Source organism: Streptomyces sp. XY431 (assembly GCF_001279805.1).
Classification (GTDB): domain Bacteria; phylum Actinomycetota; class Actinomycetes; order Streptomycetales; family Streptomycetaceae; genus Kitasatospora; species Kitasatospora purpeofusca.
Window position 1 is genome coordinate 1 of record NZ_LGDO01000049.1, and the last position, 24,984, is coordinate 24,984.

At 74.0% G+C, this 24,984-nt stretch carries 24 protein-coding genes and 1 pseudogene; 12 read left to right on the plus strand and 13 right to left on the minus strand.

Annotated elements, in window-relative coordinates:
* Nucleotides 1-19 precede the first annotated feature (19 nt).
* Together ADK60_RS07950 and ADK60_RS07955 are read right to left on the minus strand one after the other, a co-directional pair.
* Entirely contained in the window at nucleotides 20-802 is a 783-nt protein-coding gene (locus tag ADK60_RS07950) for a YcnI family copper-binding membrane protein (protein WP_053644409.1), read from the minus strand.
* A 205-nt stretch (nucleotides 803-1,007) separates the two neighbouring features.
* On the minus strand, nucleotides 1,008-1,850 hold the full coding sequence (locus ADK60_RS07955; protein WP_234370986.1) for a hypothetical protein: 843 nt from the start codon (nucleotides 1,848-1,850) through the stop codon (nucleotides 1,008-1,010).
* A gap of 228 nt (nucleotides 1,851-2,078) precedes the next feature.
* On the opposite strand from ADK60_RS07955, the gene ADK60_RS07960 reads away from it, so the two are divergent.
* Complete coding sequence (locus tag ADK60_RS07960) at nucleotides 2,079-2,732, plus strand: ATP-binding protein (RefSeq protein WP_053644413.1); 654 nt, start codon at nucleotides 2,079-2,081, stop codon at nucleotides 2,730-2,732.
* A gap of 90 nt (nucleotides 2,733-2,822) precedes the next feature.
* On the opposite strand, the gene ADK60_RS07965 is transcribed toward ADK60_RS07960, so the two are convergent.
* Together ADK60_RS07965 and ADK60_RS07970 are read right to left on the minus strand one after the other, a co-directional pair.
* Nucleotides 2,823-3,944 carry a hypothetical protein gene (locus tag ADK60_RS07965; protein WP_053644415.1) on the minus strand — a complete coding sequence of 374 codons (1,122 nt, stop codon included), beginning with the start codon at nucleotides 3,942-3,944 and terminating at the stop codon, nucleotides 2,823-2,825.
* Nucleotides 3,945-4,051: 107 nt separating this feature from the next.
* On the minus strand, nucleotides 4,052-5,092 hold the full coding sequence (locus ADK60_RS07970) for an LAETG motif-containing sortase-dependent surface protein (RefSeq protein WP_159400347.1): 1,041 nt from the start codon (nucleotides 5,090-5,092) through the stop codon (nucleotides 4,052-4,054).
* Nucleotides 5,093-5,260: 168 nt separating this feature from the next.
* On the opposite strand from ADK60_RS07970, the gene ADK60_RS07980 reads away from it, so the two are divergent.
* From ADK60_RS07980 to ADK60_RS07995, 4 genes are all read left to right on the plus strand, one after another.
* Nucleotides 5,261-6,169, plus strand: a complete 909-nt coding sequence (locus tag ADK60_RS07980; protein ID WP_053644443.1) for a LysR family transcriptional regulator — start codon at nucleotides 5,261-5,263, stop codon at nucleotides 6,167-6,169.
* 59 nt (nucleotides 6,170-6,228) lie between these two features.
* Nucleotides 6,229-7,329: an allantoicase gene (gene alc, locus ADK60_RS07985; protein ID WP_053644422.1), complete on the plus strand. Its 1,101-nt coding sequence runs from the start codon at nucleotides 6,229-6,231 to the stop codon at nucleotides 7,327-7,329.
* Nucleotides 7,330-7,424: 95 nt separating this feature from the next.
* Nucleotides 7,425-7,700 carry a hypothetical protein gene (locus tag ADK60_RS07990; protein ID WP_053644424.1) on the plus strand — a complete coding sequence of 92 codons (276 nt, stop codon included), beginning with the start codon at nucleotides 7,425-7,427 and terminating at the stop codon, nucleotides 7,698-7,700.
* A 48-nt stretch (nucleotides 7,701-7,748) separates the two neighbouring features.
* Complete coding sequence (locus ADK60_RS07995) at nucleotides 7,749-9,089, plus strand: amidase (RefSeq protein WP_053644426.1); 1,341 nt, start codon at nucleotides 7,749-7,751, stop codon at nucleotides 9,087-9,089.
* Nucleotides 9,090-9,129: 40 nt separating this feature from the next.
* Here the strand turns inward: ADK60_RS07995 and ADK60_RS08000 are convergent, their stop codons facing one another.
* Nucleotides 9,130-9,795 (minus strand): TetR/AcrR family transcriptional regulator, encoded by a 666-nt coding sequence (locus ADK60_RS08000; protein WP_053644428.1) that lies wholly within the window; start codon nucleotides 9,793-9,795, stop codon nucleotides 9,130-9,132.
* A gap of 151 nt (nucleotides 9,796-9,946) precedes the next feature.
* Here ADK60_RS08000 and ADK60_RS08005 point away from each other — a divergent pair, with 151 nt between their 5' ends.
* On the plus strand, nucleotides 9,947-10,906 hold the full coding sequence (locus tag ADK60_RS08005; RefSeq protein WP_063783087.1) for an alpha/beta hydrolase: 960 nt from the start codon (nucleotides 9,947-9,949) through the stop codon (nucleotides 10,904-10,906).
* Nucleotides 10,903-11,559: a TIGR03086 family metal-binding protein gene (locus ADK60_RS08010; RefSeq protein WP_053644429.1), complete on the plus strand. Its 657-nt coding sequence runs from the start codon at nucleotides 10,903-10,905 to the stop codon at nucleotides 11,557-11,559. The genes ADK60_RS08005 and ADK60_RS08010 overlap by 4 nt, the downstream gene beginning before the upstream one ends.
* Nucleotides 11,560-11,571: 12 nt before the next feature.
* On the opposite strand, the gene ADK60_RS47520 is transcribed toward ADK60_RS08010, so the two are convergent.
* Complete coding sequence (locus tag ADK60_RS47520; RefSeq protein ID WP_286185260.1) at nucleotides 11,572-11,700, minus strand: hypothetical protein; 129 nt, start codon at nucleotides 11,698-11,700, stop codon at nucleotides 11,572-11,574.
* A gap of 199 nt (nucleotides 11,701-11,899) precedes the next feature.
* Between ADK60_RS47520 and ADK60_RS08015 the strand changes: the two genes are divergently transcribed.
* The gene (locus tag ADK60_RS08015; RefSeq protein WP_045941046.1) at nucleotides 11,900-12,721 is read left to right on the plus strand and encodes a protein phosphatase 2C domain-containing protein; all 822 of its coding nucleotides are present in this window, start codon (nucleotides 11,900-11,902) and stop codon (nucleotides 12,719-12,721) included.
* 79 nt (nucleotides 12,722-12,800) lie between these two features.
* Here ADK60_RS08015 and ADK60_RS08020 read toward each other — a convergent pair whose 3' ends face one another.
* Together ADK60_RS08020 and ADK60_RS08025 are read right to left on the minus strand one after the other, a co-directional pair.
* Nucleotides 12,801-13,760, minus strand: a complete 960-nt coding sequence (locus ADK60_RS08020) for a pirin family protein (RefSeq protein ID WP_053644431.1) — start codon at nucleotides 13,758-13,760, stop codon at nucleotides 12,801-12,803.
* A 141-nt stretch (nucleotides 13,761-13,901) separates the two neighbouring features.
* Nucleotides 13,902-14,402 carry an SseB family protein gene (locus tag ADK60_RS08025; protein ID WP_045941044.1) on the minus strand — a complete coding sequence of 167 codons (501 nt, stop codon included), beginning with the start codon at nucleotides 14,400-14,402 and terminating at the stop codon, nucleotides 13,902-13,904.
* A 227-nt stretch (nucleotides 14,403-14,629) separates the two neighbouring features.
* Between ADK60_RS08025 and ADK60_RS08030 the strand changes: the two genes are divergently transcribed.
* On the plus strand, nucleotides 14,630-16,459 hold the full coding sequence (locus tag ADK60_RS08030; RefSeq protein ID WP_045941043.1) for an acyl-CoA dehydrogenase: 1,830 nt from the start codon (nucleotides 14,630-14,632) through the stop codon (nucleotides 16,457-16,459).
* A 390-nt stretch (nucleotides 16,460-16,849) separates the two neighbouring features.
* The gene (locus ADK60_RS08035; protein WP_045941042.1) at nucleotides 16,850-18,163 is read left to right on the plus strand and encodes a M18 family aminopeptidase; all 1,314 of its coding nucleotides are present in this window, start codon (nucleotides 16,850-16,852) and stop codon (nucleotides 18,161-18,163) included.
* An 89-nt stretch (nucleotides 18,164-18,252) separates the two neighbouring features.
* Here ADK60_RS08035 and ADK60_RS08040 read toward each other — a convergent pair whose 3' ends face one another.
* From ADK60_RS08040 to ADK60_RS48025, 4 genes are all read right to left on the minus strand, one after another.
* Nucleotides 18,253-20,067 (minus strand): NHL domain-containing thioredoxin family protein, encoded by a 1,815-nt coding sequence (locus tag ADK60_RS08040; RefSeq protein WP_053644433.1) that lies wholly within the window; start codon nucleotides 20,065-20,067, stop codon nucleotides 18,253-18,255.
* A 49-nt stretch (nucleotides 20,068-20,116) separates the two neighbouring features.
* The gene (locus ADK60_RS08045) at nucleotides 20,117-21,148 is read right to left on the minus strand and encodes a Fic family protein (protein ID WP_053644435.1); all 1,032 of its coding nucleotides are present in this window, start codon (nucleotides 21,146-21,148) and stop codon (nucleotides 20,117-20,119) included.
* A 147-nt stretch (nucleotides 21,149-21,295) separates the two neighbouring features.
* On the minus strand, nucleotides 21,296-22,525 hold the full coding sequence (locus ADK60_RS08050; RefSeq protein ID WP_053644437.1) for a glutathionylspermidine synthase family protein: 1,230 nt from the start codon (nucleotides 22,523-22,525) through the stop codon (nucleotides 21,296-21,298).
* A 6-nt stretch (nucleotides 22,526-22,531) separates the two neighbouring features.
* The gene (locus ADK60_RS48025) at nucleotides 22,532-22,942 is read right to left on the minus strand and encodes a hypothetical protein (protein WP_353651731.1); all 411 of its coding nucleotides are present in this window, start codon (nucleotides 22,940-22,942) and stop codon (nucleotides 22,532-22,534) included.
* A 179-nt stretch (nucleotides 22,943-23,121) separates the two neighbouring features.
* Here ADK60_RS48025 and ADK60_RS08060 point away from each other — a divergent pair, with 179 nt between their 5' ends.
* Nucleotides 23,122-23,544, plus strand: a complete 423-nt coding sequence (locus ADK60_RS08060) for a DUF350 domain-containing protein (RefSeq protein WP_045941040.1) — start codon at nucleotides 23,122-23,124, stop codon at nucleotides 23,542-23,544.
* On the opposite strand, the pseudogene ADK60_RS45630 reads toward ADK60_RS08060, so the two are convergent.
* Nucleotides 23,508-23,921: pseudogene (locus ADK60_RS45630) on the minus strand (winged helix-turn-helix transcriptional regulator); the annotation flags it as partial. The gene ADK60_RS08060 and the pseudogene ADK60_RS45630 sit on opposite strands and share 37 nt — an antisense overlap.
* A 105-nt stretch (nucleotides 23,922-24,026) precedes the next feature.
* On the opposite strand from ADK60_RS45630, the gene ADK60_RS08070 reads away from it, so the two are divergent.
* Entirely contained in the window at nucleotides 24,027-24,944 is a 918-nt protein-coding gene (locus ADK60_RS08070; RefSeq protein WP_053644441.1) for an NAD(P)-dependent oxidoreductase, read from the plus strand.
* Nucleotides 24,945-24,984: the final 40 nt, after the last annotated feature.

Here is a 24,984-nt window from a genome sequence, read left to right on the forward strand (position 1 = left end):
GGCCCCGCCGGTGCTGGGGTCAGGAGGCCGAGCCGCTGTTCCGGCGGCGCAGGCCGAGGGCACCGACGGCGGTGCCGATCACACCGACCACGATGCCGACCACGCCGAGCACCCGGGCGGTGGAGTCGCTCGCCTTGTCGTCCGGGGCGGCGTCGTTCTTGGCCGCGTCGCCGTGCCCGCTGCCGTGGCCGTCGGCGGTGGCCGCCGGGGTGGCGGAGGCGGTCGCGGAGGCGTTCGCGCCGTGGCCGTCGGCCGAGGTGGCCTTGGTCAGCTTCAGCACCGGGGCGGGCTTGGCCGGCTCCGGCTGGCCGGCCTTCGCCTCGTCGATCCAGCGGACGACGTCGCCGTTGTCGTAGGTCTGCAGGGCCTTGAAGACCAGCGCGTCGGCGTCGGTCGGCAGCGGGCCGAGCGAGACCCGGAACTCCTGGAACTGGCCGGGGGCGACCTTCACGCCGGCGTCGGCGGTCCAGGTGATCTTGGAGACGGCCTCGTTGACGTCGTTGCCGTGGACCTTGATCGGCTTGTCCAGCTTGGCCTTCTCGACGGTGGAGGTCCAGCCCGGCAGCGGCTGGGTGCGGACCGAGGCCAGCGGGTGGTCCAGCGGGAGGTTGACCTCCAGCTTCACGGTGCCGGCGGCGTCGTTCTCGTTCGGGACCCGGAAGTCGACGGCGGTGTAGCCGCCCTGCTCGGCGCTGCCCGGGTTCACGGTGACGTGGGCGAAGGCGGGACCGGCGAGGGCCACCACCGAGGCGGCGGCGGCGAGGGCGACGGCGGCGGTACGACGGGCGGGAAGGGAACGCATGGGGTTCGTGTCTCCGTTCGGAGGCTCGGCAGGCCCGCTCCCGGGCACGGAGAGGTCCGTGCCTCGGCGGGGCCGCGCGGCGGGGGAAGAGGTGGGGGAGGCCGCAGGACCGCACGGATCGGGCGGGTACGGCACGGCGCCGCGTACTCCCGACCGCCGCCGGACCGCTACCGGTGGGGGGACACCGGGGACACGGAGGGGCAGGTCAGTACGCGAGGGCCCCGAGCGGCGGCCCGCGCCGCACCACGCTGTGCCGCAGCACGGCACCGGCCGGCAGCGGGTCGTCCCCGCCGCGGCCACCGGCCCGGCGGACCGGCCCGCCGGGCAGACCGAGCAGGCCGCGCAGCAGCACCGCGGCCAGCGCGCACGCCGTCCGCAGCGGCTCCGCCGCCCGGGTCCGCGCGGCCGAGGCGGTGATCCGCACCAGCCGCCAGAGCGCCGCCTCGCCGCGCCGCAGCCACCAGCCGGCCAGCAGCGCCGCGCCGAGGTGGGCCGCCAGCATCGCCGGCGTCATCCCGAGCACGCCGCCCTGCCACCAGGGCGCGGCCGCGTACGCCTGCGGGTCCAGACCCGCGCCGGCCACCACCTGCTCGGCGGTCGGACTCCCGGGCAGACCGATCAGGGTGCCCGGGCGGGACTCGTTGCAGACCAGCCGGCTGGCCACCTGCGGCAGCGTCAGCGGGCCGGAGCCCAGCGGGCCGCCGTGGTGGTGCGCGCCGGAGAGCCCGGACCCCCCGTGGCCGCCGTAGGAGTGGAAGAGGAGGTGCAGCCCGAACTGGCCCGCGCCCAGCGCCCCGGCGATCGCGCCGAGCGAGCGCTCCCGCCCGCCGAGGGCGGTGGCGAGCACCAGCACGGCCGCGAACCCGGCCGCGAGCGTGGGCAGGGCGACCTCGCCGCCGGCCGCGAACGCATGCCCGGCGGCCGCGATCAGCGTGCACACCAGGGCGAACGGAACCGCCCGGGCAAGCCGCAGGTCCCAGGCGGCGGCCCCCACCGGCGCGTCCGGTACGGGGGCGCCCGGGTGCGGGGCGGCGGCTGGGGCATTCATGGCCGGGACATCATCTCATCGCCCACACCCACCGGATCGGCAGGGTGGGAAATCCCTACGAATGCCCCGTTCGGCCCCGCGCACGGCCCCCGGTGTGCGCTGCTCGGCACATGCCCGTCCCCCCGTCCATCCGCCGAACGGGCGGTAGCGGGCCCTCGGCACGGTTCACCTCCGCACCACCCGGAGATACCTCGTTATATGTGGAGCCGCAGCCAGGAGGGACCTCCCGTGGACATCTGGTGGACTCTGCACCTCAAGCGCGACCCGGCCAGCGTGCCGCTCGCGCGCCGCATACTGCTCGGCGCGATGGCGACCGCGGGCGTCGATCCGCAGATCGCCCACGATCTCGGCGTCGCCCTCAGCGAGGCCTGCGCCAACGCGGTCGAGCACGGTGCCTGCGGGCGGACCGACGACGGCTACCAGGTCACCGCGTCGATCAGCGGCGACCTGCTGCGGATCGAGGTGACCGACTCCGGCCCCGGCCTGCCCGGTCCCGACCGCCCGGCCCGCCGTCCGGCCCCTGCCGCCGCCCCCGCGGCGCCGCCCGCCCGACCGGCGGGCCGGGCGCAGCCCCGCCGCCGCGCCCGGCGCGGCCGCGCCACCGTCCCCGGGCCGCTGCTCACCACCCACCGCCCGCGCCGCGACGGGCGCCCGTACGACACCCACGTCCTCCCGCCCGCCGCCGACCCGGTGCCCACCTTCCGGCCGGTGGACCTGGACGCCCTGCCCGACCTCACCGCGGAGTCCGGCCGGGGCCTCTTCCTCATCCACGCCCTCACCGACCACGTCCAGCTCCGCAACCATCCGCTGCGGGGGGCGATCGTCAGCTTCGACAAGATCCTCAAGTGGCAGGACGGCGCGCTGCTGCGCCGGGCGTCCTGAAGCGGGACGGCCCTCGGCGGTGCCCGGAGAAGGCGACGTCCCGCCCGCTGCGGTAGCGCGGCGGACGGGACGTCGACGGGTGGTGCCGGATCAGCCGCGGGTCGCGGCGGCCTTGCGGCGGCGGGCGACGACGACGGCGCCGGCGCCGAGGGCTATCGCCATGCCACCGGTGACGGCGAGCGGCACGGTGCTGGAGCCCGCGCCGGTGGTGGCGAGGCTGGTGCCGGTCGGGCCACCGCCGGTCGAGCCGGTGCCCCCGGTGGTGCCGGCCGGCCGGCCCGCGGAGGGCGAGGCGGAGGTCGAAACCGAGGCGGTCGGCGAGGCGCTCGTGGTGGGCGTCGCGGTGGCGGTCGACGGGACGGTCGGGGAGGAGGTGCCCGTCGCCGTGGCCGAGGTGCTCGGGGCCGGGTCGACGACGGTGATCCCGGTCGTGGACGAGCCGACCAGCCGGTTGCAGGCGTACTTGACGTGCTCCGGGCCGGCGTCCCACGGCAGCACCTCGGAGCCGCCGGAGACGGTGAGGCTGTAGTTCGGGCTGTAGCGGCCAATGGCGGAGAGCTGGACCGACACGGTGATCATCTCGTTCGGCTTGACCTGGAAGGAGCCGAGGGAGACCGAGCCGTGGTCGGTGGTGGCCGGGGGCAGCGGGGTCCAGGCGCCGTTCTGGACCTTGGTGAGGGCCTTGGGCAGCCAGATGCCCTTGACGCCGTCCAGCAGGACGTTGAGCCGGAAGTCCGTCAGCGTGGCCTTGCTGGTGTTCTGGAAGGAGAAGGACACCTCCTTCGACGATCCGCCCTTGACCAGCGTGATCGCCGAGTCGGTGTTGTGCACCGGCATCTTGACGTCGCGCTGGTACTGGCAGCCCGCCGGGAGGGTCGGGGTGGCGGACGGGGTCCCGGTCGGCGTGGCGGTCTCCGAGGGCGTGGTGGTGGCGCTCGGGGAGCCGCTCGGCGCCGTCGTGGTGGGGGCAGCCGAGGTCGGGGCGGCCGACGTGGGTGCGGCCGAGGTCGGGGCGGCCGTCGTGGGGGCGGCGGTGGTCGGTGCGGCCGTGGTCGGTTCGGTGGTCGCGGCCGTGGACGGTCCGGTCGTCGCGGCGGCGGCCGAGGCGCTGGTCGTCGGATCGGCGGCGAAGGCCCCGGCGGTACCCGCGAGCGTCGCGGCGCCGCTCAGGACGAGCAGAGCGGCTGTGGTGGTCAGACGGGAGGTGCGCAAGATTACGGCTCCGATGGTGGGGCGTCGGCGGGATGGCTTGCGTTCAGTGGACGGGCGAGACATGCGAGCGGTTGTCGGCGTGCCTCGTAGTTTTTTCCGACGGTGCGTCAGCTGTGCGCTCCGGCCTTGCGGCGGCGCAGCACGAGCAGCGTCCCGGCACCGGCCGCGAGCACGGCGGCACCGCCGAGGGCGATCGGCAGGGTGTTGGAGCTGGAGCCGGTGTCGGCCAGGTGCGGGCCGCTCACCGCGGACGGGGAGGAGGCGGCCTTGGGCGATCCGGACGAGGACGGGGTGCCGGTGGTGGTGCCGGCCTTGGCGAGCTTGAAGGTGCCCTCGTAGTAGTTGAGGTACTGGGTGCAGCCCTTCTTGTCGTCCCGGGCCGGATGGGGCAGCGTGCTGTTGTCCATGGCGTCGCCACCGCCGCCGAAGTTGCCCCAGAAGCTGCCGAGCGGCGCCTTGTCGGTCGGCGTGACGCGGAACTGGAGGGTGAGCTTCTCGCCCTTGGCGAGCTTGAACTCCCCGGTGGAGAGGTAGCGGTCGTCCAGGACGCCCGACTTCCAGTCCTGGCCGGGCACCCGGTACTGGACCGTGAAGAAGTCCTTGCTCCAGGCGACCGGACGGCTGTCGTCCTCCAGATGGGTGTCGGTCAGGTAGAGGTAGGTCCGGAAGACCGGCAGGTCGACGCCGCTGAGGTTCTCCCAGGTGACGGAGACGTCCTGGGCCGAGCCCGGTGCCCCACTGCCGCCCCACAGTCCGGTGCCGGTGACCTTGAGCCAGTCGACGCCCTGGTACACACCGCCGGAGCAGTCGAAGCCCGGGGCGGTGGTCGGGAACAGGCTCGGCGGGACAGTGGGGCGCTGGGTCGGGGTCGTCGGCGGCTTCGTCGCGGTGGCCGACGGGGAGGCGCTCGCCGACGGCGAGGTGGAGGCGTTCGGGGAGGTGGAGGGGTTCGGCGAGGTGGGCGCCGAGGGCGTGCCGCCGGTGCTCGGGGAGCCGCTCGGGGCCGCCGTCGTCGGAGCTGCCGTCGTCGGGGCCGCCGTGGACGGGGCGGGCGACACGGCGGCGGCGCCGGCGGTGGCCGTGCCGACCGTCGCGCCGAGGGAGAGCGCGATCAGCGTGGACGCGGCCAGAAGGCGGGAAGTGCGCACGGTCTTGGCTCCAGCTTGATGAAGTCTGTCCGAATATGGGCGACTTGGCGCCTTGGTGTGATCACCGGCGCGTCGCAGGAGCGGCACCATATCGGAGGGTGGACGAAGCGTCCGGCCCGGGGGCCCGGAAGGCGGTCGGCGACGGCCTACCCTGGCGCGATGGGTGCGGTGGGCGAGTGGGACCTGAGGCGGCTGCGGGTGCTGCGGGCGGTCGACGAGTGCGGGACGGTGACGGCGGCGGCCGAGCGGCTCCATCTGTCGCCCTCGGCGGTCTCGCAGCAGATCTCGGCGCTGGCCCGGCAGGTGGGTGCGCCGATGCTGGAGCCCTACGGTCGCCGGGTGCGGCTGACCCCGGCGGCCCGGCTGGTGCTGCGTCATGCGGCGGCGGTCTTCGGACAGCTGGAGCGGGCCGAGGCCGAGCTGGCGGGCTATCTGCACGGCGAGGCGGGCGAGGTCAGGGTGGGCGCCTTCGCCACCGCGATCACCGGGCTGCTCGTCCCGGCGGTGGCCCGGCTGCGCGAGGCCGCGCCGAGGCTGACCGTGCGGGTGGTCGAGGCGGAGGCGGACGAGGCGGTCCGGCTGCTGGCGGCGGGGGACGTCGACCTGGCGCTGTCGCTGGCCGTCGGACCGGTCGGCCGGGGCCCCGGACTCGTCGAGACGGAGCTGCTCAGCGACCCGTTGGACGTCGCGCTGCCACCGGGCCACCCGCTGGCCGGGACGCCGGGGCTGCGGCTGGCGGACCTCGCGGCGGAGCCGTGGATCTACGGCGCGGCCGGGCCCTGGCGGGAGATCACCACGGCGGCCTGCGCCCAGGCCGGCTTCACCCCGGAGCGGGCGCACACCGCCGCGGACTGGACGGCGATCCTGGCGATGGTGGCGGCCGGACTGGGGGTGGCGCTGGTGCCGCGGCTGGCCTCGGCCGGTCGGGGCGGCGCGGCGGTCGTCCGGGCGCTGCCGGCGGACCTGCCGACCCGCCGGGTGGTGGCGGCGGTCCGGGCCGGCACGGAGCGGACGCCCCCGCTGCGCCGGGTACTGGCGGAGCTGACGGACGTAGCCAGGACTCTTCAGTCGGACTGAACGGTTTGCTCAGTTCTTTGTGATGGACCTGATGGGTCGCCCGGCGTGAGGGTGGGGGCATGACCACCGAACGGAACCCAGGCCCCCGTCCCGACCGACTGTCCGACGCCGACGCCCCGCCGTACGGGGGCGGCAACCCCTACGCCGACTACCGCGCCGCCGAGTTCCCCTTCGCCGGCCTGGTCGACCTCGCCGACCGCCGGCTGGGCGGCGCGGTCGTCGCCGCCAACGACGAGCTGTTCGCCGAGCGGGAGAACCTGCTGCTGCCGGGCGCGGCCGAGTTCCGCCCGCACACCTTCGGCAACAAGGGCCAGATCATGGACGGTTGGGAGACCAGGCGGCGACGCGGCACCGGCGCCGGGCACCCGCACCCGACTGCCGAGGACCACGACTGGGCGCTGATCCGCCTGGGCGTGCCGGGAGTTGTGCACGGCGTGGTCGTCGACACCGCGCACTTCCGCGGCAACTTCCCGCAGCAGATCGGCGTCGAGGGCGCCGAACTCCCGGGCACTCCGGGCCCGGAGGAGCTGCTGGCCCCCGAGACCGAGTGGCATCCGCTGGTCCCCCGCTCGCCGGTGCGCGGCCACGCCGCCAACGGCTTCGCCGTCGAAGGCGGCCGCCGCTTCACGCATCTGAGGCTCAGCCAGTTCCCGGACGGTGGCATAGCCCGCTTCCGGGTGCACGGCGAGGCCCGTCCGGATCCGGCCTGGCTGGCCGCGCTCGGCACCTTCGACCTGGCCGCGGTCGAGAACGGCGGCGCCGTCGAGGACGCCTCGGACCGCTTCTTCTCCTCCCCGGTCAACCTCGCCCTGCCCGGCAAGTCCGGGGCGATGGGCGACGGTTGGGAGAACCGGCGGCGCCGGGACGACGGCCACGACTGGGTCCGGCTGCGGCTGGCCGGGCGGGGCGCGGTCCGGGCGGTGGAGATCGACACCGGCTACTACGTCGGCAACGCGGCCGGCTGGGCGGCGCTGTCGGGCCGGGACGAGCAGGGCGCCGACCCCGGGGCCTGGTTCGAACTGGTGCCGCGCACCCGGCTCCAGCCGGACGCCGTGCACCGGCTGGTGGTCGACACCCCGCACCCGGCCACCCACGTCCGGCTGGACGTCTTCCCGGACGGCGGGATCGCCCGGCTGCGGCTGTACGGCGGGCTGGTCTGACCCGGCGCCGCCGGGCGGGGTCAGGTCCGACCCGGGGCCGCTCGGCGGACCGCGCTCCGTTTGCCGGGTCCGGCGGCCCGCCGGACGATGGGGGCATGATGCACCAGATGCGGGCCGAGTTCGGCACCGGCGGCGCGCCCGCCGGGGTGCGGCTGTGGCACATGGTCCGAGGCGGCGAGGACGCCGCGATGTGCGGCCGGGAGATCGACGCGGCGGCACCCGCCCGGGAGGCGACGGACTGGGGGCACACCCCCGAGACCTGCTGCCACACCTGCGGCGCGTACGTCCTGCGCGAGTCCCCCTACCTGGGGGACGAGCACCGGCCGGGACCTCCCGGCGAGCAGCCGGACACCGGCTGGCCGACGGGCTGACCGGGGCGGCGGCGCGGTCCCGGACGGGCCGGGGCTACCGTGGGCGCCATGGACAAGTCCCTGGTCCGGCCCCGCTCGCTCGTCCGTGAGGCCGCCTCGCTGCGGGCCGGTGTGCCGACCCCGGCCGTCCACGTCGACCGGCTCTGCGCCCGGATCGACCAGGTGGACCCGCTGATCCACGCCTTCGTGCCCGAACCCGGCCGGGCCGAACGGCTGCAGGCCGAGGCCCGGGCGCTGGTCGTCCGCCATCCCGACCCGGCGCAGGCGCCGCCGCTGTACGGGGTGGCCGTCGGGATCAAGGACATCGTGCACGTCGACGGCCTGCCCACGCACGGCGGTTCGGTGCTGCCCCCGGGCGTCCTGGCCGGGCCGCAGGCCACCGTGGTGGACCGGCTGCGGGCGGCCGGCGCGCTGGTCGCCGGCAAGACGGTGACCGCCGAGTTCGCGGGCAGCGCGCCCGGCCGGACCCGCAATCCGCACCGCCCCGAACACACCCCGGGCGGCTCCAGCAGCGGTTCGGCGGCGGCGGTCGCGGCCGGACTGGTGCCGCTGGCGATCGGCACCCAGACGATCGGCTCCGTGGTCCGCCCGGCCGCCTACTGCGGTGTGGTGGGCTTCCGGCCGACCTTCGGGCGGATCCCGACGGCGGGTGTGATCCCGAACGCGCCGAGCTTCGACACCGTGGGCCTGTTCACCGCCGATCTGGCGGGCGCCGCGCTGGCCGCCCCGCTGCTGTGCGACGACTGGGACCACGCGGCCGGGCCGGGCGACGGGGCGGGCGGCGGGGAGTGGGCGGACGGGGCGCCCGTGCTCGGCGTCCCGGTGGGCCCGTACCTGGACCGGGCCGGGCCGGAGGCGCGGCAGGCGTTCGACCGGCAGCTGGCACTGCTGGCCGCGCGCGGGCTGACGGTCCGCAGGCTCGATCTGCTGCCGGACTTCGACGAGTTGGAGCGGCAGGCGCAGACGGTCAACCGCTTCGAGACGGCCGCGAGCCACACGGACTGGTTCGCCCGCTTCGGCGACCTCTACCGGCCGGAGACGGCGGCGAGCATCCGACACGGGCGGACCGTCGACCCGGCCGACCGCGCGGCCGCGCTGCGCGCCCGGTCGGCCTTCCGGGAGCGGCTCGCCGAGCGGCGGCAGCGGGCCGGGGTGGACCTGCTGCTGGCGCCCTCGGCGACCGGCCCGGCCCCGCTCGGGCTGGACAGCACCGGCAGCGCGGTGATGTCACTGCCGTGGAGCTACGCCGGCCTGCCCGCGCTCAGCCTGCCGGCCGGGGTGACGGCGGCGGGCCTGCCGCTCGGCCTCCAGGTGGTCGGCGAGGCCGGGGCGGACGAGCGGCTGCTGGCGCTGGCGGCCGTCCTGGAGCGGGTGCTGGACGGCGCCTGAGCCGCCCGGACCGAGGGGAGCCGTCCCGGGGCGCCGGGCCTCAGGCGGTGAACGCGGGCCCGTCCGGGTCGGTGGCGTCGGAGCGCAGCCGGCGCAGCACGGCGCGGTGGGCCCGGTCGTACGGGGTGTCGTCGTCGAACAGCAGGGCCTGCGGGTTGGCGTTCTCCAGCAGGGCGATCAGGGTGAAGGCGATGTCCTCCGGGTCGGCGTCGGGCCGCAGTTCACCGCTGTCGACGGCCTCGGTGACCAGACCGAGCACGGTGGCGTGCCACTCCCGCCAGTTGGCGGCGAGGACGTCGCGCAGCGGGCCCGGCCGGGCGTCGTACTCGGCGTTGACCTCGTAGAAGAAGCAGCCGCCGGGGAAGACCCGGGCGCGCGAGTAGGCCAGCCAGGACTCGCAGAGCAGCCGGACCTTGCGCAGGCCGGGGGGCTCGTCGTGGACCGGTGCGAGCACCGCGTCGGCGAAGATCCGCCGGGCGGCCCGCACGGTGGCGAGCTGGAGCTCCTCCTTGGAGCCGAAACCGGCGAAGACGCCGCTCTTGCTGAGGCCGAGGTCGGTGGCGAGCCGGCCGATCGACAGCGCGTCCAGCCCCTCGACCGAGGCGATCCCGACGGCCCGGCGCAGGACCGTCCGCCGGGTCTCCTCGCCGCGCAGCACCCGTCCGTCCGTGGTCGACGCCCGTCCGTCCGTGGTCGATCCGGCCACCGCTCACCCCAGTCCTCCGGCCGTTCCCCGGCCTTTCCGTCCTGTGGCCAGGGTAGCGGGGAGCGTCGCCCGACCTGAAATAAGCACGAACGGTCGTGCTAATATCTCGCCGAGTTCGGCTCTTGCCCCTCGGTACCCACAGGAGTTCCGCATGGACCCGGCCGTCGCACTGATCCGCACCACCCTGAACACCGCCTCGCTGGCCGCCCCCGGGCTCGCCGGGCGGGCCGCGTTCGAGCTCTACCGCCACCCCTTCCGCCGCAGCCGGGTCCGCCCAGGCGAGCGCGAGGTCCACGACCGGGCCGTCACCGGGACGCTCCGGCACGGGGGCGTGCGAGTGGTCGTCCACCGCTGGGGCGACGGCGCCCGGCCGGTCCTGCTGATGCACGGCTGGCGCTCCCGGGCCTCCCGCTTCGCGGACCTGGTGTCCCGGCTGCGGGCACTCGGCCTGACCGCGGTCGGCTACGACGCCCCCGGGCACGGCGACTCCGGCGGGCGCACCGCCACCGTGCTGGACCACCGCGCCGTCGCCCTGCGGCTCCAGGAGTCGTACGGAGGCTTCGAGGCGGTGGTCGCCCACTCGCTGGGCGTCAACGCGGCCTTCCTGGCGCTGCGCGAGGGCCTGCGGGCGGAGCGGCTGGTCGCCTTCTCCGGCGCCTCCGAACTCTCCTGGCTGCCGACCGCGTTCTGCGAGCGGCTGGGCCTGAACGCCACCGTGGAGCGGGAGTTGCGCCGCCGGGAGGCGAGCGGAGCGATGTTCCCCGGGGTGACGGACATCCGCACCCACTTCGACGCCGCCCGCGATCCCGGGAAGATCGTGCTCCCGATCCTGGTCGCGCACGACGAGGACGACGACGTGGTGCCGTTCTCGCACGCCCACCGGCTCCGGGCGGCGTACGGGGAGCAGCTGGAACTGCTGGCCACCCGGGGCCTCGGCCACCGCCGGATCCTCACCGAGCCGACGGTGCTCGACCAGGTGACGGGCTTCCTGGCCGCGGGGACGGACCCCGGCCGCCGATCCTTCGACGGACGCGGGTCCTTCGACGGACGCAGCTCCTTCGACGGACGCAGCTCCTTCGACGGACCGGGGAAGGCGGTGGGCGCGGTATGAGGATCCTCGAACTGCACACCCGGGCCCTGGAGTTGGCCGCCGCCGTGGTGGACACCGTGCAGCCGGAGCAACTGGTGCTGGCGACGCCGTGCGCCGGGTGGCCGCTGCGGCGGGTGCTGGAGCACACGGTCGGGCAGCACCGGGGCTTCGCCGCGGCCGCCCTCGGCGCCGGGGCGGACCGCGCGCACTGGCGCGACGTCCCGGTCCACGGCGACCCGGCGGGCGCGTTCCGGCAGTCGGCGGAGCGGCTGACCGCCGCGTTCGCCACCGCCGCCGCGGCGTCGGAGCCCGCCCCGCTGTGCCTGCCGGAGATCCGCGACGGCGAGCCGTTCCCGCTCGACCGGGCGATCGGCTTCCACCTGCTGGACACCCTGGTGCACGCCTGGGACGTGGCGGCCGCGCTGGGTTCGCCGGCCCGGCTGGTGGCGGCGGTGCAGGCCGAACCGCCGCTGGTCGGGGCACTGCTCACGGTGGCCGGGGCCGTGCCGGCCGCCGCCCCCGACCGGGGGCCGGGGCGGGCGTTCGCCGCCGTCCGGGCGGCGCCGGACGTGACCGGGCCGTTCGAACGCGCGCTAGCCCTGCTGGGCCGCGACCCGTCCTGGTCCGCGACCCGTCCTGGTCCGCGGCCGACCGCTGAACGTACCGACCGCTGACGCGCCGTCCGGCTAGCGGTCGCCGGGCCGGCGGTCCTCGCGCCCCTCGTCCGGGAAGCGCGGTCCGCCGATCAGGAACAGCAGGGCGGCGGTGGGAAAGCCGATCGCCGCGACCAACAGCACGATGAACTGCCAGAACATCTCTCGCTCCTCGCCCTCGTCAGCGCCGGGGGCGAGGATCCCCCGAAGGTGGTCCCAAACCCGGACGGCCCTGATTGGCCGAAATGTCCACTCGTGCTCCGACGGTATGGCCGGATCACCCGCGCTGCCACCGGGGGCGCGCGGCGCGGCGCGTGCACGGGTCTGGGCGCGCGCCGCACCCGGCGCGCACACTGTCGGGATGCAGGTACAGCTCGCAGGGGAAGCACGGCGGCCCGACCGCGAGAGCGAGGACTTCGCGGCGGCCACCTCCGAGGCACTCGTCCTCCTCGACGGTTCGAGTTCGCCGACCGGCCTGGAGTCCGGGTGCCGCCACGGCACCGCCTGGTACGTCCGCAGACTCGGGGTGCACCTGCTGGCCCGGCTCACCGACCGCCCGGACCGTTCGATCGCCGAGTGCCTGGCGGACGCCATCGCCGAGACGGCCGCCCTGCACGGCGGCCGCTGCGACCTCGCCCATCCCAACACGCCCGCCGCGATGGTGGTCGCCGCCCGTCGGCACGGCGCCTCGCTGGAGTACCTGGTGCTCGGCGACTCCCTGCTGGTGCTGGAGCCCGCCGACGGGCCGCCCCGGGTGATCGGCGACAACCAGCGCTTCCCCGGCGGGGAGGAACTGCGCCGGCAGGTCTGGTCGACGGTCCCCGGCTCCGCCGAACGGGCCGCCCTGCACCTGGAGTACACGCTGGCCGTCCGGGCCGCCCGGAACTCCGGCACCGGCCCCTGGATCGCCGCCGCCAGCCCCAAGGCCGCCGCCCACGCCGAGACCGGCTTCGTCCCCCTGGCCGGACTGCGCGCGGTGGCCGCCCTCTCCGACGGCGCGGCCCGCTTCACCGACCGCTTCGGCCTCGGCAGCTGGGGCGACGCGCTGCGCCTGCTCGGCGAGTGCGGCCCGGCCGAGCTGATCGCCCAGGTCCGCGCGGTCGAACGCGCCGACGCTGCCTGCGAACGCTGGCCCCGCGGCAAGGCCCACGACGACGCCTCGGCCCTCTACGCCCTGCTCTAGGGGCGACGCACAAAAGAGTCGACGCACAAGGGAGTGGCGGAGCCGCGAACCCGGCTCCGCCACTCCCTTGTACTCGTGCTCAGTGGCCGTCGGCGGGGATGGTGCCGAGGCGGCCGGCCTGGAAGTCCTCCATGGCCTGCTGGAGCTCGCGGTGGCTGTTCATGACGAACGGGCCGTAGTGGGCGACGGGCTCGCGGATGGGGAGGCCGCCGAGGAGGACGACCTCGAAGTTGTTGTCCCGGGAGTCCTGCTTCCCGTCGGCGCGCAGGGTGATCGAGTCGCCGTCGCCGAAGACCACGGCCTGGCCCCGGTGGAAGGGGCGGTGCTCGGTGCCGGCCGTGCCGCTGCCGGCCAGGCCGTAGGCGAGGGCGTTGAAGTCGGGGCGCCAGGGCAGGGTGAGCTGGGCGCCGGGGCTGATCGAGGCGTGGATCATGGTGATCGGGGTGTGGGTGCTGCCGGGGCCCCGGTGGCCGTCCAGGTCGCCGGCGATGACGCGGAGCAGGGCGCCGCCGTCCTCGGTGCTGAGGAGCCTGACGCTGCCGCCGCGGATGTCCTGGTACTTGGGGGCGATCATCTTGTCCGAGGCGGGCAGGTTCACCCACAGCTGGAGGCCGTGGAACAGGCCGCCGGACCGCACCAGCGACTCGGGCGGGGTCTCGATGTGCAGCAGGCCGGAGCCGGCCGTCATCCACTGGGTGTCGCCGTCGGTGATGGTGCCGCCGCCGCCGTGCGAGTCCCGGTGGATGAAGGTCCCGTCGATGATGTAGGTGACCGTCTCGAAGCCGCGGTGCGGGTGCCAGGGGGTCCCCTTGGGCTCGCCGGCCGCGTAGTCCACCTCGCCCATCTGGTCCATCATGATGAACGGGTCGAGGTACTTGGTGTTGATCCTGGCGAAGGCGCGGCGGACCGGGAAGCCCTCGCCCTCGAAGCCCTCGGGGGCGGTGGCCACCGTGAGGACCGGCCGGGCGCTCGTGACGGCGGGGTCGGGGCTGGTGACGCGCGGGAGGGTCAGCGGGTTGTCGACGGTCACGGCGGGCATGTCGGCCTCCTTCGGGGGACGTTCCTCTGGCCTGCGTCCACGAGATTAGTTCAATCCTCAACTAGAAGCAAGTTGAATTTTGAACCAAGTGGATGTGCGCGGCCGAGCGGCGGGGCCGGGCGGCCCTCGGCCCATCCTCGGTCAGCCGTACATCCGGCGCATGGTGAAGTCGACCATCTGCTCGACCGCCTTGGCGTCGAACACCATCCGGTGCTCGCCCTCCATGTCCAGTGCGAAGCCGTAGCCGGTCGGCAGCAGGTCGAGGACCTCGGCGCCGGTCACGGTGAAGTACTTGGACTCCTTGCCCGCGTACCGCCGCAGCTCCTTGAGCGAGCTGAACATCGGGATCACCGGCGTCGGCGTGTTGTGCAGCGCCAGGAAGCCCGGCCGTTCACCGCGCGGGCAGTGCACCTTGGAGGTGATGAAGATGGCCTGGAAGTCCTCCACCGCCATCGAGCCGGTGGTGAAGGCCCGGACGGCGTCCGCCAGGGACGGCGGCGAGGGCTCCGGGTAGAGGGACTGCTGCGCCCCCGGTGGCTGCTCGCCGTAGGGGCCGGGGCCGGGCATGCCGTTCATGCCCGGCTGCGGCCCCGCCTGCTGGTAGGGGTCGCCCGGGTATGCGTTCTGGTCATAGCCGTACACACGGACAGGCTATCGGGAGCGCGGCCACCCGTGCGGGCGTCGATCCTGACAAGGAGTGGCCGCCCCGGCTTGTGGGACGTGACCACGTTCATAGCGGAATCCACGAGGGATTCACCGGCTGGGGCTTGAAACAAGTTACCGCTGGGTAGCATCATGAGGCCTACTGGTGGGTACGGGGCGCCCGAACGCGGCGGTCTCCCGGAAGCGACGAACCGGAGAAAACGGCCATGGGTCACTACAAGTCCAACCTGCGGGACGTGGAGTTCAACCTCTTCGAGGTGTTCGGCCGCGAGCAGGTGTACGGCACCGGACCGTTCGCGGACATGGACGTCGAGACCGCGAAGAACATCCTGAGCGAGATCGCGCGCCTGGCCGAGAACGACCTCGCCGCGTCCTTCATCGACACCGACCGCAACCCGCCGGTGTTCGACCCCGAGACCAACACCGCCCCGGTCCCGGCCACGTTCAAGAAGAGCTACCAGGCGTACATGGACGCCGAGTGGTGGCGTCTGGGCATCCCGGAGTCGATCGGCGGCCAGGTCACCCCGAGCTCGCTGATCTGGGCCTTCGCGGAGCAGATCCTCGGCTCCAACCCGGCCATCTGGATGTACTCCTCCGGCCCGGCCTTCGCCGGCGTCGTCGCCGAGGAGGGCACCGAGGAGCAGCTCAAGGTCGCCAAGCGGATGACCGACCGCCTGTGGGGCTCCACCATGGTCCTGACCGAGCCGGACGCCGGCTCGGACGTGGGCGCCGGCCGCACCAAGGCGATCAAGCAGGAGGACGGCTCCTGGCACATCGAGGGTGTGAAGCGCTTCATCACCTCGGGCGAGCACGACATGTCCGAGAACATCATCCACCTGGTGCTGGCCCGCCCCGAGGGCGGCAAGCCGGGCACCAAGGGCCTGGGCCTGTTCATCGTCCCCAAGTTCGACTTCGACTGGGAGACCGGGGAGCTGGGCGAGCGCAACGGCGCCTACGCCACCAACGTCGAGCACAAGATGGGCCTCAAGGCCTCGAACACCTGCGAGATGACCTTCGGTGCCAAGCACCCGGCCAAGGGCTGGCTGCTGGGCGAGAAGGTCGACGGCATCCGCCAGATGTTCAAGATCATCGAGTTCGCCCGGATGATGGTCGGCACGAAGGCCATCGCCACCCTCTCCACCGGCTACCTGAACGCGCTGGAGTACGCCAAGGAGCGCGTGCAGGGCGCCGACATCTCGCAGTTCCTGGACAAGACCGCCCCGCGCGTCACCATCACCCACCACCCGGACGTCCGCCGCTCGCTGCTGACCCAGAAGGCGTACGCCGAGGGCATGCGCGCCCTGGTGCTCTACACCGCGTCCGTCCAGGACGACATGATGGCCGCCAAGCTGCGCGGCGAGCACGACGGTGCCGCCGAGCGCCTCAACGACCTGCTCCTGCCGATCGTCAAGGGCTACGGCTCGGAGAAGTCCTACGAGCAGCTCGCCCAGTCCCTGCAGACCTTCGGTGGCTCCGGCTACCTGCAGGAGTACCCGATCGAGCAGTACATCCGGGACGCCAAGATCGACACCCTCTACGAGGGCACCACGGCCATCCAGGGCCAGGACTTCTTCTTCCGCAAGATCGTCAAGGACGGCGGCCAGGCGCTCACCGCGCTGTCCGAGCAGATCCAGAAGTTCCTCGGCTCCGCCGAGGGCGGCGACGCCCTGGCCGCCGAGCGCGAGCTGCTCGCCAAGGCCGCCGGCGACCTGGAGGCCGTCGTCGGCAAGCTGCTCGCCGACCTCTCCTCGGTCGAGCAGGACGTCAAGAACATGTACAAGGTGGGCCTCAACACCACCCGCCTGCTGATGGTCTCCGGCGACGTCGTGGTCGGCTGGCTGCTGCTGCGCCAGGCCGCGGTGGCCCTGGCCAAGCTGGAGGCCGGCGCCTCCGAGAAGGACGTGCCGTTCTACCAGGGCAAGGTCGCGGCCGCCCGCTTCTTCGCCAAGAACATCCTGCCGACCGTCGCCTCGCAGCGGCTGATCGCCGAGGGCATCGACAACGAGATCATGGACCTGGCGGAGGGGGCGTTCTGACGCCGCCCGCACTGACTGCCTGACCCCACCCTCACACCGAAGGGCCCGGTTCCACGACCGGGCCCTTCGGTGTGCCGGGGGGCGGTTCCACGACCGGGCCCTTCGGTGTGCCGGGGGGCGGTTCCGCGGGACGGCCCGACGGGGTGGTCCGACGGGGTGGTCCGACACTGCCCGACCGGGCACCGTCGGGCCGGTCCGACGGTGCCCGAACAGTGCCCGGACGGCGTCCGACGCGTGCCCGTCGGGCCGTCAGATCCCGTCAGTTCACGTTTCTGTCTGCGTTCTGCATCCGTTGGGATGCTCCGAGTGTCATGTCCGTGTACGGGCATATGCTCAAGGTGCGAAGCCGATTCCCATTCGGCCTCGGCCCTCCCTCGACCCAGGAGCAGCATGTCGACCGCCGCCCGCCAGGCCTTCTTCGACCGGACGCACACCGATGACCTGATCGCCTTTCTCGGCACCTCGCCATCGCCCTACCACGCGGTCGCGAGCGCGGCCGAGCGGCTGGAGAAAGCCGGTTTCCGGCAGGTACTGGAAACGGACGCCTGGGACGGGGTGGCCGGCGGCCGGTACGTCGTCCGCGGCGGCGCACTGATCGCCTGGTACGTGCCGGCCGGTGCGGGCCCGGAGACGCCGTTCCGCGTGGTCGGCACCCATACCGACTCGCCCAATCTGAGGGTCAAGCCGATCCCCGACACAGGGACGGCCGGCTGGCGGCAGGTCGCGGTGGAGATCTACGGCGGCGTGCCGCTCAACACCTGGCTCGACCGGGACCTCGGCCTCTCCGGGCGGATCACCCTGCGCGACGGCAGCCGGCGGCTGGTCCAGCTGGACGAGCCGCTGCTGCGCGTGCCGCAGCTGGCGATCCACCTGGACCGCCAGGTCAACGAGGGCATGAAGCTCGACAAGCAGCGCCACCTGACGCCCATCTGGGGCCTCGGGCCGGTCGACGAGGGCGCGCTGATCGAGTACGTCGCCGAGCGCGCCGGGGTCGACCCGGCCGAGGTGAGCGGCTGGGACCTCATGACCCACGACGTCCAGCCCGCCTCGTACCTGGGCCGGGACCGCGAGCTGCTGGCCGGTCCGCGACTGGACAACCTGCTCTCCGTGCACGCCGCCACCGCCGCGCTCGCCGCCGTGGCCACCGCGGCCGAGACCGAGGGCGCGGCCCTGCCGTACATCCCGGTGCTGGCCGCCTTCGACCACGAGGAGACCGGCAGCGAGTCGGACACCGGTGCGCAGAGCCCGCTGCTCGGCAACGTCCTGGAGCGCAGCGTGTACGCGCGCGGCGGCGGCCTGGAGGACCGGGCCCGGGCGCTGGCCGGCACCGTGTGCCTGTCCTCGGACATGGGCCACGCCGTCCACCCGAACTACAGCGAGCGGCACGAGCCGGGCCACCACCCGATGCCGAACGCCGGGCCGATCCTCAAGGTCAACGTCAACAACCGGTACGCCACCGACGGCGTCGGCCGGGCGGTGTTCACCGCGGCCTGCGAGAAGGCCGGCGTGCCGTGGCAGACCTTTGTCTCCAACAACGCCATGCCCTGCGGGACGACGATCGGCCCGATCACCGCGGCTCGCCTCGGCATCCAGACCGTGGACTGCGGCATCGCCGCGCTGTCCATGCACTCGGCGCGCGAGCTGTGCGGCGCGGAGGACCCGTACCTGCTGGCGAGCGCGATCAAGGCGTTCCTGGAGGGCTGATTCCCCGGTACGAGCGACGCGGAAGGGCCCGGCGAGCACGCGCTCGCCGGGCCCTTCCGCGCAGGCCGTGGTACGGGCTGCGGCGCGGGTTACTCCATGCCCGCCAGCACCAGCGGCAGCCGGCTCGCGCCGTCGGCGGTGAGCCGCACCGGCACGCCCCAGTCCTGCTGGTGGACGTGGCAGGCCGGGTACTCGATCGCCGGATCGTCGTCGCAGGAGGCCGCCATCGCCGAGACGTGCAGCACGCCCTCGGTCACCTCGGCGGAGAGCACCAGCTCACGGGAGAGCGCGGAGTCCGCGCCCGCCCCGGAGACCAGCAGCTCGGGCGGGGTGGCGCTGACCAGCAGCCGGGTGGACGGGCCGTAGCGCTCGTCCAGCTTCTGGCCGGTCGGCGCCCGGAACACCACGTCCAGCCGCAGGGCGCCCGGCGCCACCTCGGTCGCGGCCCGCCGGGTGCGGTGGGCCACCGCCTCCACCCGGACCGCCTCCTCGGGCAGCCGCAGCCGGGTCAGCCGGTGCCGGGCGGACTCGACCACCACGATGTCCTGGTCCACCAGCACCGCGCCGGAGGGCTCGCGCAGATCGGTGGCCAGCGTGCTGACCTCGCCGCTCGCCGGGTCGTAGCGGCGCAGCGCGTGGTTGTAGGTGTCGCTGACGGCCACCGAGCCGTCCGGCAGCACGGTGACGCCCAGCGGGTGCTGGAGCAGCGCCTGGTCGGCCGCGCCGTCCCGGTGCCCGAAGTCGAACAGACCGGTGCCGACGGCGCTGTGCACCTCCTTGGTTTCACGTGAAACCCAGCGCAGTGAGGAGGTCTCGGAGTCCGCGACCCAGAGCCGCTCGCCGTCCGCCGACACCGCCAGGCCGGAGGGCTGGGCGAACCAGGCCTCGGCGGCGGGGCCGTCGACCAGGCCCTCGTTGGTGGTGCCGGCCGCGACGCCGACCGTGCCGGCGGCCGGGTCGTACGCCCACAGCTGGTGCACGCCGGCCATCGCGATCCAGACCCGGCCGTCGAACCAGGCGACGTCCCACGGCGAGGAGAGGTCGACCTCGCGGGCCGCGCCCTCGGTCGCCGAGCCCTGCCACCACTGCCGGCCGGTGCCGGCCAGCGTGGTCACCTCGCCGTCCGCGAGCCGGACGCCGCGCAGCGCGTGGTTGACGGTGTCGGCGACGATCACGTCGTACGCGGAGCCGGCCGGGAGCAGCGCGAGCCCCTGCGGCTCGCTGAACCGCGGGCCGGTGCCGTCCACCAGGCCGCGCACCCCGTCGCCGATCCGGCGGACCACGGTCTCGCCGTCCGCCTCCAGCTCGACCAGCGAGTGGTGCCCGGAGTCGGCCACCAGGAAGTGGCCGTTCGGCAGCCGGACCGCCTTGCCCGGGAACTTGAGGTCCCCGGCGGTCGGCTCGGGCGCCACGTACGGGCCGTCGCCGCGCCGCAGCGTCCCCTTCGCCGCGTGCTCCGCCTCCAGCTCCTCGACCAGCCGGGCGATCGCGTGCGCGTGCCCCTCGCCGGCGTGCTGGGCGACCACGTACCCCTCGGGGTCGATCACCACCAGCGTCGGCCAGGCCCGCACCGCGTACTGCTTCCAGGTGACCAGCTCCGGGTCGTCCAGCACGGGGTGGTGCACCTCGTACCGCTCGACCGCGTCCACCACGGCCTGGTGGTCGGCCTCGTGCACGAACTTGGGGGAGTGCACGCCGACGATCACCACGGTGTCGCGGTGCTTCTCCTCCAGCTCCCGCAACTCGTCGAGGACGTGCAGACAGTTGATGCAGCAGAAGGTCCAGAAGTCCAGGACGGTGATCTTGCCCCGGAAGTCGGCGAGCGTGAGCTCCTTGCCGCCGGTGTTGAGCCAACCGCCTGCCCCGACCAGCTCGGGGGCGCGTACACGTGCACGGGATGCCATGAGCCAATCAAACAGCACCGCCCCGCCGCGCATTCCGGACGGGGCGGACTCACGAGGACGAGCGCGGCCTGCGCTGGTGCTTGCCCGCCTTGTAGGCGTCGACCGACTTCCGTGACGAACGCCAGACCCCGTCCGGTCCCTGCGCGGCGTTCAGACGGCCGCGCTGCGCCGCCTGCCGGAGGGCCGCGAGGGAGAGCTCCGCATCGACGAGCGCCGCGAGCGGCACCATGCGGGCGGGACCCGCCACGTTGGGGACGATGAACCGGTTGAGGTTGTTCTCCATCGCCCGTGCGACGAGTTCTCCGAGGGCGCCGCAGTCGCCCGCGTCAGCCCTGCGGAGCGCGGCCACGTAGGCGTTCCGCTGGCGCTTGAGGATGATGATCGGTGGATACCCGAGCCGCACGAGGACGAGGTTCATGACGAGTCGGCCGGTTCGGCCGTTGCCGTCGAGGAACGGGTGGATGCGTTCGAACCCGTTGTGGATCCGGGCCAGCTCCTCCGGCAGTGGGCGCCCGAGGTCCTGGCCCGTCTCGATCCGCCGGCCGAGGTCGCAGACGTCGGCGACCCAATGCTCGGCCTGAGCCGGCACCAGCGGCCAGGGCGGTGGTGTCATTCCCTCCGCGAAGGGGGCGATGTCGTGTTCGCGAAAGTTGCCGGGTCCCTCACGGTCTCCGGCATCGGAATGGGGGGCGACGTTCCAGACCGGGGTCATGGCCACGTGATGGATATGGCGGATCTCGCCGAGGGTGACGAGGCGGCCGTCGTGCCAGGAGTCCGGCTCCAGCGCCTGGCCGTAGACCCAGCGCGCGGCGTCGGCGTAACCCTGGACCTCGTTGTACTCGCTGAGCGGTTTCGCCCCGACGGCCCGGCCTTGGTCCAGGAGCGCCCGGACCTCGCGGAGCACCAGCGTGTTGCCCTCGAGGGCGGTGGAGTGGTGCGCCTCCTCGTGCCAGATGTCGTCCCAGATCTCCCGGGCCTCCCTGGGGCTGGGGAGCCCGCCGAAGCGCTCGTTCAGCTCGGCCAGCGCTCCGCCGAGCCGGTTGTAGACGGTGCTGCGGCTGGGCCTGCCTCGTCCGGCCACTGTTGCTCCTCTCCCGGAGTTGATACATGCCCGGAACGGCCAATTGAACTTATCAACTTCGGGGAGACCGGGGCCCGGATCACGCCGGTTTTCACTCGGGAGTGGGACGGCGCCGGGGCAGCGCCCGGGATGGACCGGTCCGAGGATTCAGACGATGAGGTGGGGGAGGAAGCGGGCGCCCTGGTGGGTGATCGGGCTGTCGTCGGTCTCGCGGATGCCGAGGCCGGCGGCCTCGCCGTCGACGACCCAGGTGCCGAGCACCGGGCGGTTGCCGTCGAAGTCGGGCAGCGGGTGCAGCTGCTGGTAGCAGTGGCCCTCGGCGCCGTAGCGGTCCGGGTCGCCGGCCCAGTCGGCGAGCCGGGTCTCCCGGCCGCCCGGTTCGACGATCCGCACGCCCGCGCCCTCCCGGCCGAGCAGCGGCTTGGCGGCGTAGCCGGGACCGTCCGGGTCCGCGAGCTCGCGCGGGCCGTCCAGGTAGGCGGGCAGCAGGTTGGGGTGCCCCGGGTACAGCTCCCAGAGCACGGCCAGCAGCGCCTTGTTGGAGAGCAGCATCTTCCAGGCCGGCTCGATCCACAGCGTGGAGCCGGTGGAGCCGCCGAGGTCGATGACGTCCAGCAGCTGCTCGCCGAACTCGTCGGAGACCAGCCACTCCCACGGGTAGAGCTTGAACGCGGAGCGGACGAAGCGGTGCTCGAGGTCGACGAAGCGGCCGGACAGGCCGTCCCAGCCGATGTCCTCCATGGCGATGCCGACCGTTTCGAGGCCCGCCTGCTCGGCGCACTCCTGGAGGTAGAGGGTGGTCATCCAGTCCTCGCCCTCGGTGTCGCCGCGCGAGTGCGCGAAGTGCACCGGACCGGACGGCAGCAGGTGCTTCTGCCGGGCCCAGGCGGCCACCAGCCGCTCGTGCAGCGAGTTCCACTGGTCGGCGTGCGGGAACCGCTCCTCCATCCAGAACCACTGCGGACCGGCGGCCTCGATCAGCGAGGTCGGGGTGTCGGCGTTGTACTCGAACAGCTTCGCCGGGCCGGTGCCGTCGTACGCGAGGTCGAACCGCCCGTAGAGGGAGGGCTGCTCGTCGCGGCGGTGCCAGGACTCGGTGACGGCGGCGACCAGCCGGGGGTCGGTGATGCCGTACTCGGCGAACCGGCCGGTGCGCACCACGTGGCCGGCGGCGGCCAGCGACATTTCGTGCAGCTCCTCGACCACCTCCTCCAGCGCCTCCACCTCGGGCAGCGAGAACTCGTAGTACGCGGACTCGTCCCAGTAGGCGTGCGGGCCGCCCTGGTTGCACGGGTCCGAGCACATCGCGTAGATCAGGCCCTGGCCCTCGACGGTCGTCAGCCAGTCCGGGCGGGGTTCGACGGTACGGCGGCGCACGGCGGATCAGCCCCCGCCGGAGCCGCTGGAGCCGGCCGGGCAGCCGAAGCCGCCGCGCTTGGTGGCGGCCTTGTCGAAGGTGCCGCCGACGGCGTTGGTGGCGCCGGAGCCGCAGTAGTACCAGCGGCCGGCGGTGGCTCCGGCGGCCTTGCCGCCGGAGCAGGAGTGGCTGTCGAGGACCTTGAGGGTGGTCGGGTCGACGCAGCGGCTCGGCGGGTTGCCGCCGGAGGAGGACGAGCAGCCGGAGAGCGCGAGCGCGAGGGTGCCGACCATGCCCAGGGCGACGACCCCGGACCGGCGGCGGGTGCCGGGGGCCGGCGCGCCGGGCCCGGCGGAGCCTGCGGTGTCCGGTCGCAGGGTGTCCGGTCGCACGGCGTCCGGTCTCGGGGCGGGGCGGTCGGGCGGCGGCTGCGTCATGGCGTCAGATGGTACGCGTGGGCCGGAATGGTACGGGAGGGCCCCCGGTTCCCCGGCCGGATCCGGCCCCGATGCGTTATCTTTTGCCGATCCTTGACCGCGGGACCGGGCCCCACGCGGGCGTCCCGTCCCCACGAGGAGAGCGACCTGCGAAACGGACCCGGGGGGCTGGACAACCCATGAACGACATCCTGCACGGACTCGGCGCGGCGGCGGTCTTCGGCGGCGTCGGCGTCGTCCTGCTGCTGCTCGGCATCCTGCTGGTGGACGCCCTCACGCCGGGGCGGCTGGGCCACCAGATCTGGGTGGAGCGCAACCGCAACGCCGCCGTGCTGCTCAGCTCGGCGCTGCTGGGCATCGGCGGCATCGTCTTCACCGCGATCCTCTACACCTACGAGGACTTCGGGAAGGGCCTGGTCTCCACGGGCTGCTTCGGGGTGCTCGGCCTGGTGCTGATGGCCGTCGCGTTCTGGGTGGTGGACGTGCTGACGCCGGGCAAGCTGGGCGCGATCCTGGTCGACCCGGAGCCGCACCCGGCGGTCTGGGTGACCGCCAGCTGCAACCTCGCGGTGGCGGCGATCGTGTCGGCCTCGATCGCCTGACCGTCCGCGGGGCCGGATGCCTCGGCGGGACCGGGCGTCTCCGACGCTCCGTCCAGCACGTGCCGCCTGCCCCAGGCGCCCAGCGGGGCCAGCGCCTCGTTGAGCCGCCGCCCGGCCGCCGTGAGGGAGTACTCGACCCGCGGCGGCACCTCGTCGTACGAGGCGCGGTGCACGATGCCGTCCGCCTCCAGCTCGCGCAGATGGGCGGCGAGCACCTTCTCGGTGATCCCTGGGACGTGGCGGCGCAGCGCGCCGAAGCGCAGGCTCGGCCGCTCGCCGAGGGCCCAGAGGATCAGCACCTTCCACTTGCCGCCGATCACGTCCATCGCGGCATCGATCCCGCACACGTGCGCGCCGGGCCTCGCTCTGGTCGCCATGCCCTGCCCCCGCCCCTCCGCCGACCTGCTCGCTCACCTCAGGGTAACCACCCACTCCGAAGTGCGTACTTGAGCACTTCCGGGCGGGCGACGAGCCTGGTCGGCATGACGACGAACGACACCGACACCCGTCCCGGAACCACCGCTCCCGCCCCGTTCACCCCGCTCACCCTGCTCGGCCTCGGCGCGATGGGCACCGCGCTGGCCGGCGCCTGGCTGTCCGCCGGGCACCCGCTCACGGTCTGGAACCGCACCGCCGCCCGCGCCGAACCGCTCGCCGCGAAGGGCGCCGTCCTCGCCGCGACCCCGGCCGCGGCGGTCGCCGCCAACCGGCTGGTGGTGGTCTGCCTGCTGGACGACGAGTCGGTCGGGGAGGCCCTGGCCGGGGCCGACCTGACCGGCAAGGACATCGTCAACCTGGTGACCGGCACCCCCGGTACGGCCCGCGCCCGGGCCGCCTGGGCGGCCGCCCGAGGTGCCCGCTACCTGGACGGCGGCATCATGGCCGTCCCGCCGATGATCGGAGTCCCGCAGGCCGGTCCGTACGTCTTCTACAGCGGCTCGCGGGAGCTGTTCGAGGAGCACCGGGAGGCCCTCGCCGTCCCGGCCGGCACCCGGTACGTCGGCGAGGACGCCGGCTTCGCCGCGCTGCACGACGTGGCCCTGCTGAGTGCGATGTACGGGATGTTCGCGGGCGTCGCGCACGCCTTCGCGCTGGTGCGGGAGGAGGCCGTCGACCCGGGCGCGCTGGCGCCGCTGCTCTCCTCCTGGCTCACCGCGATGACCGGCTCGGTCGCGACCACGGCGCGGCAGTTGGCGACGGGGGACTACACCGAGGGGGTCGTCTCCAATCTGGCCATGCAGGTCGCCGGTGTGCCGACCTTCCTGAGCACCGCCGAGGAGCAGGGCGTGAGCGCCGAACTGCTCACGCCCTACTTCGACCTGATGCGGCGCCGCCTGACGGCCGACGCCCGCAACGGGGCCGAGGACCTCACCGGCGTGGTCGACCTGCTGCGCGGGTGACCGAGGCCGCCCCCGCCGCTCAGCCGCCCCGCCGCCCAGC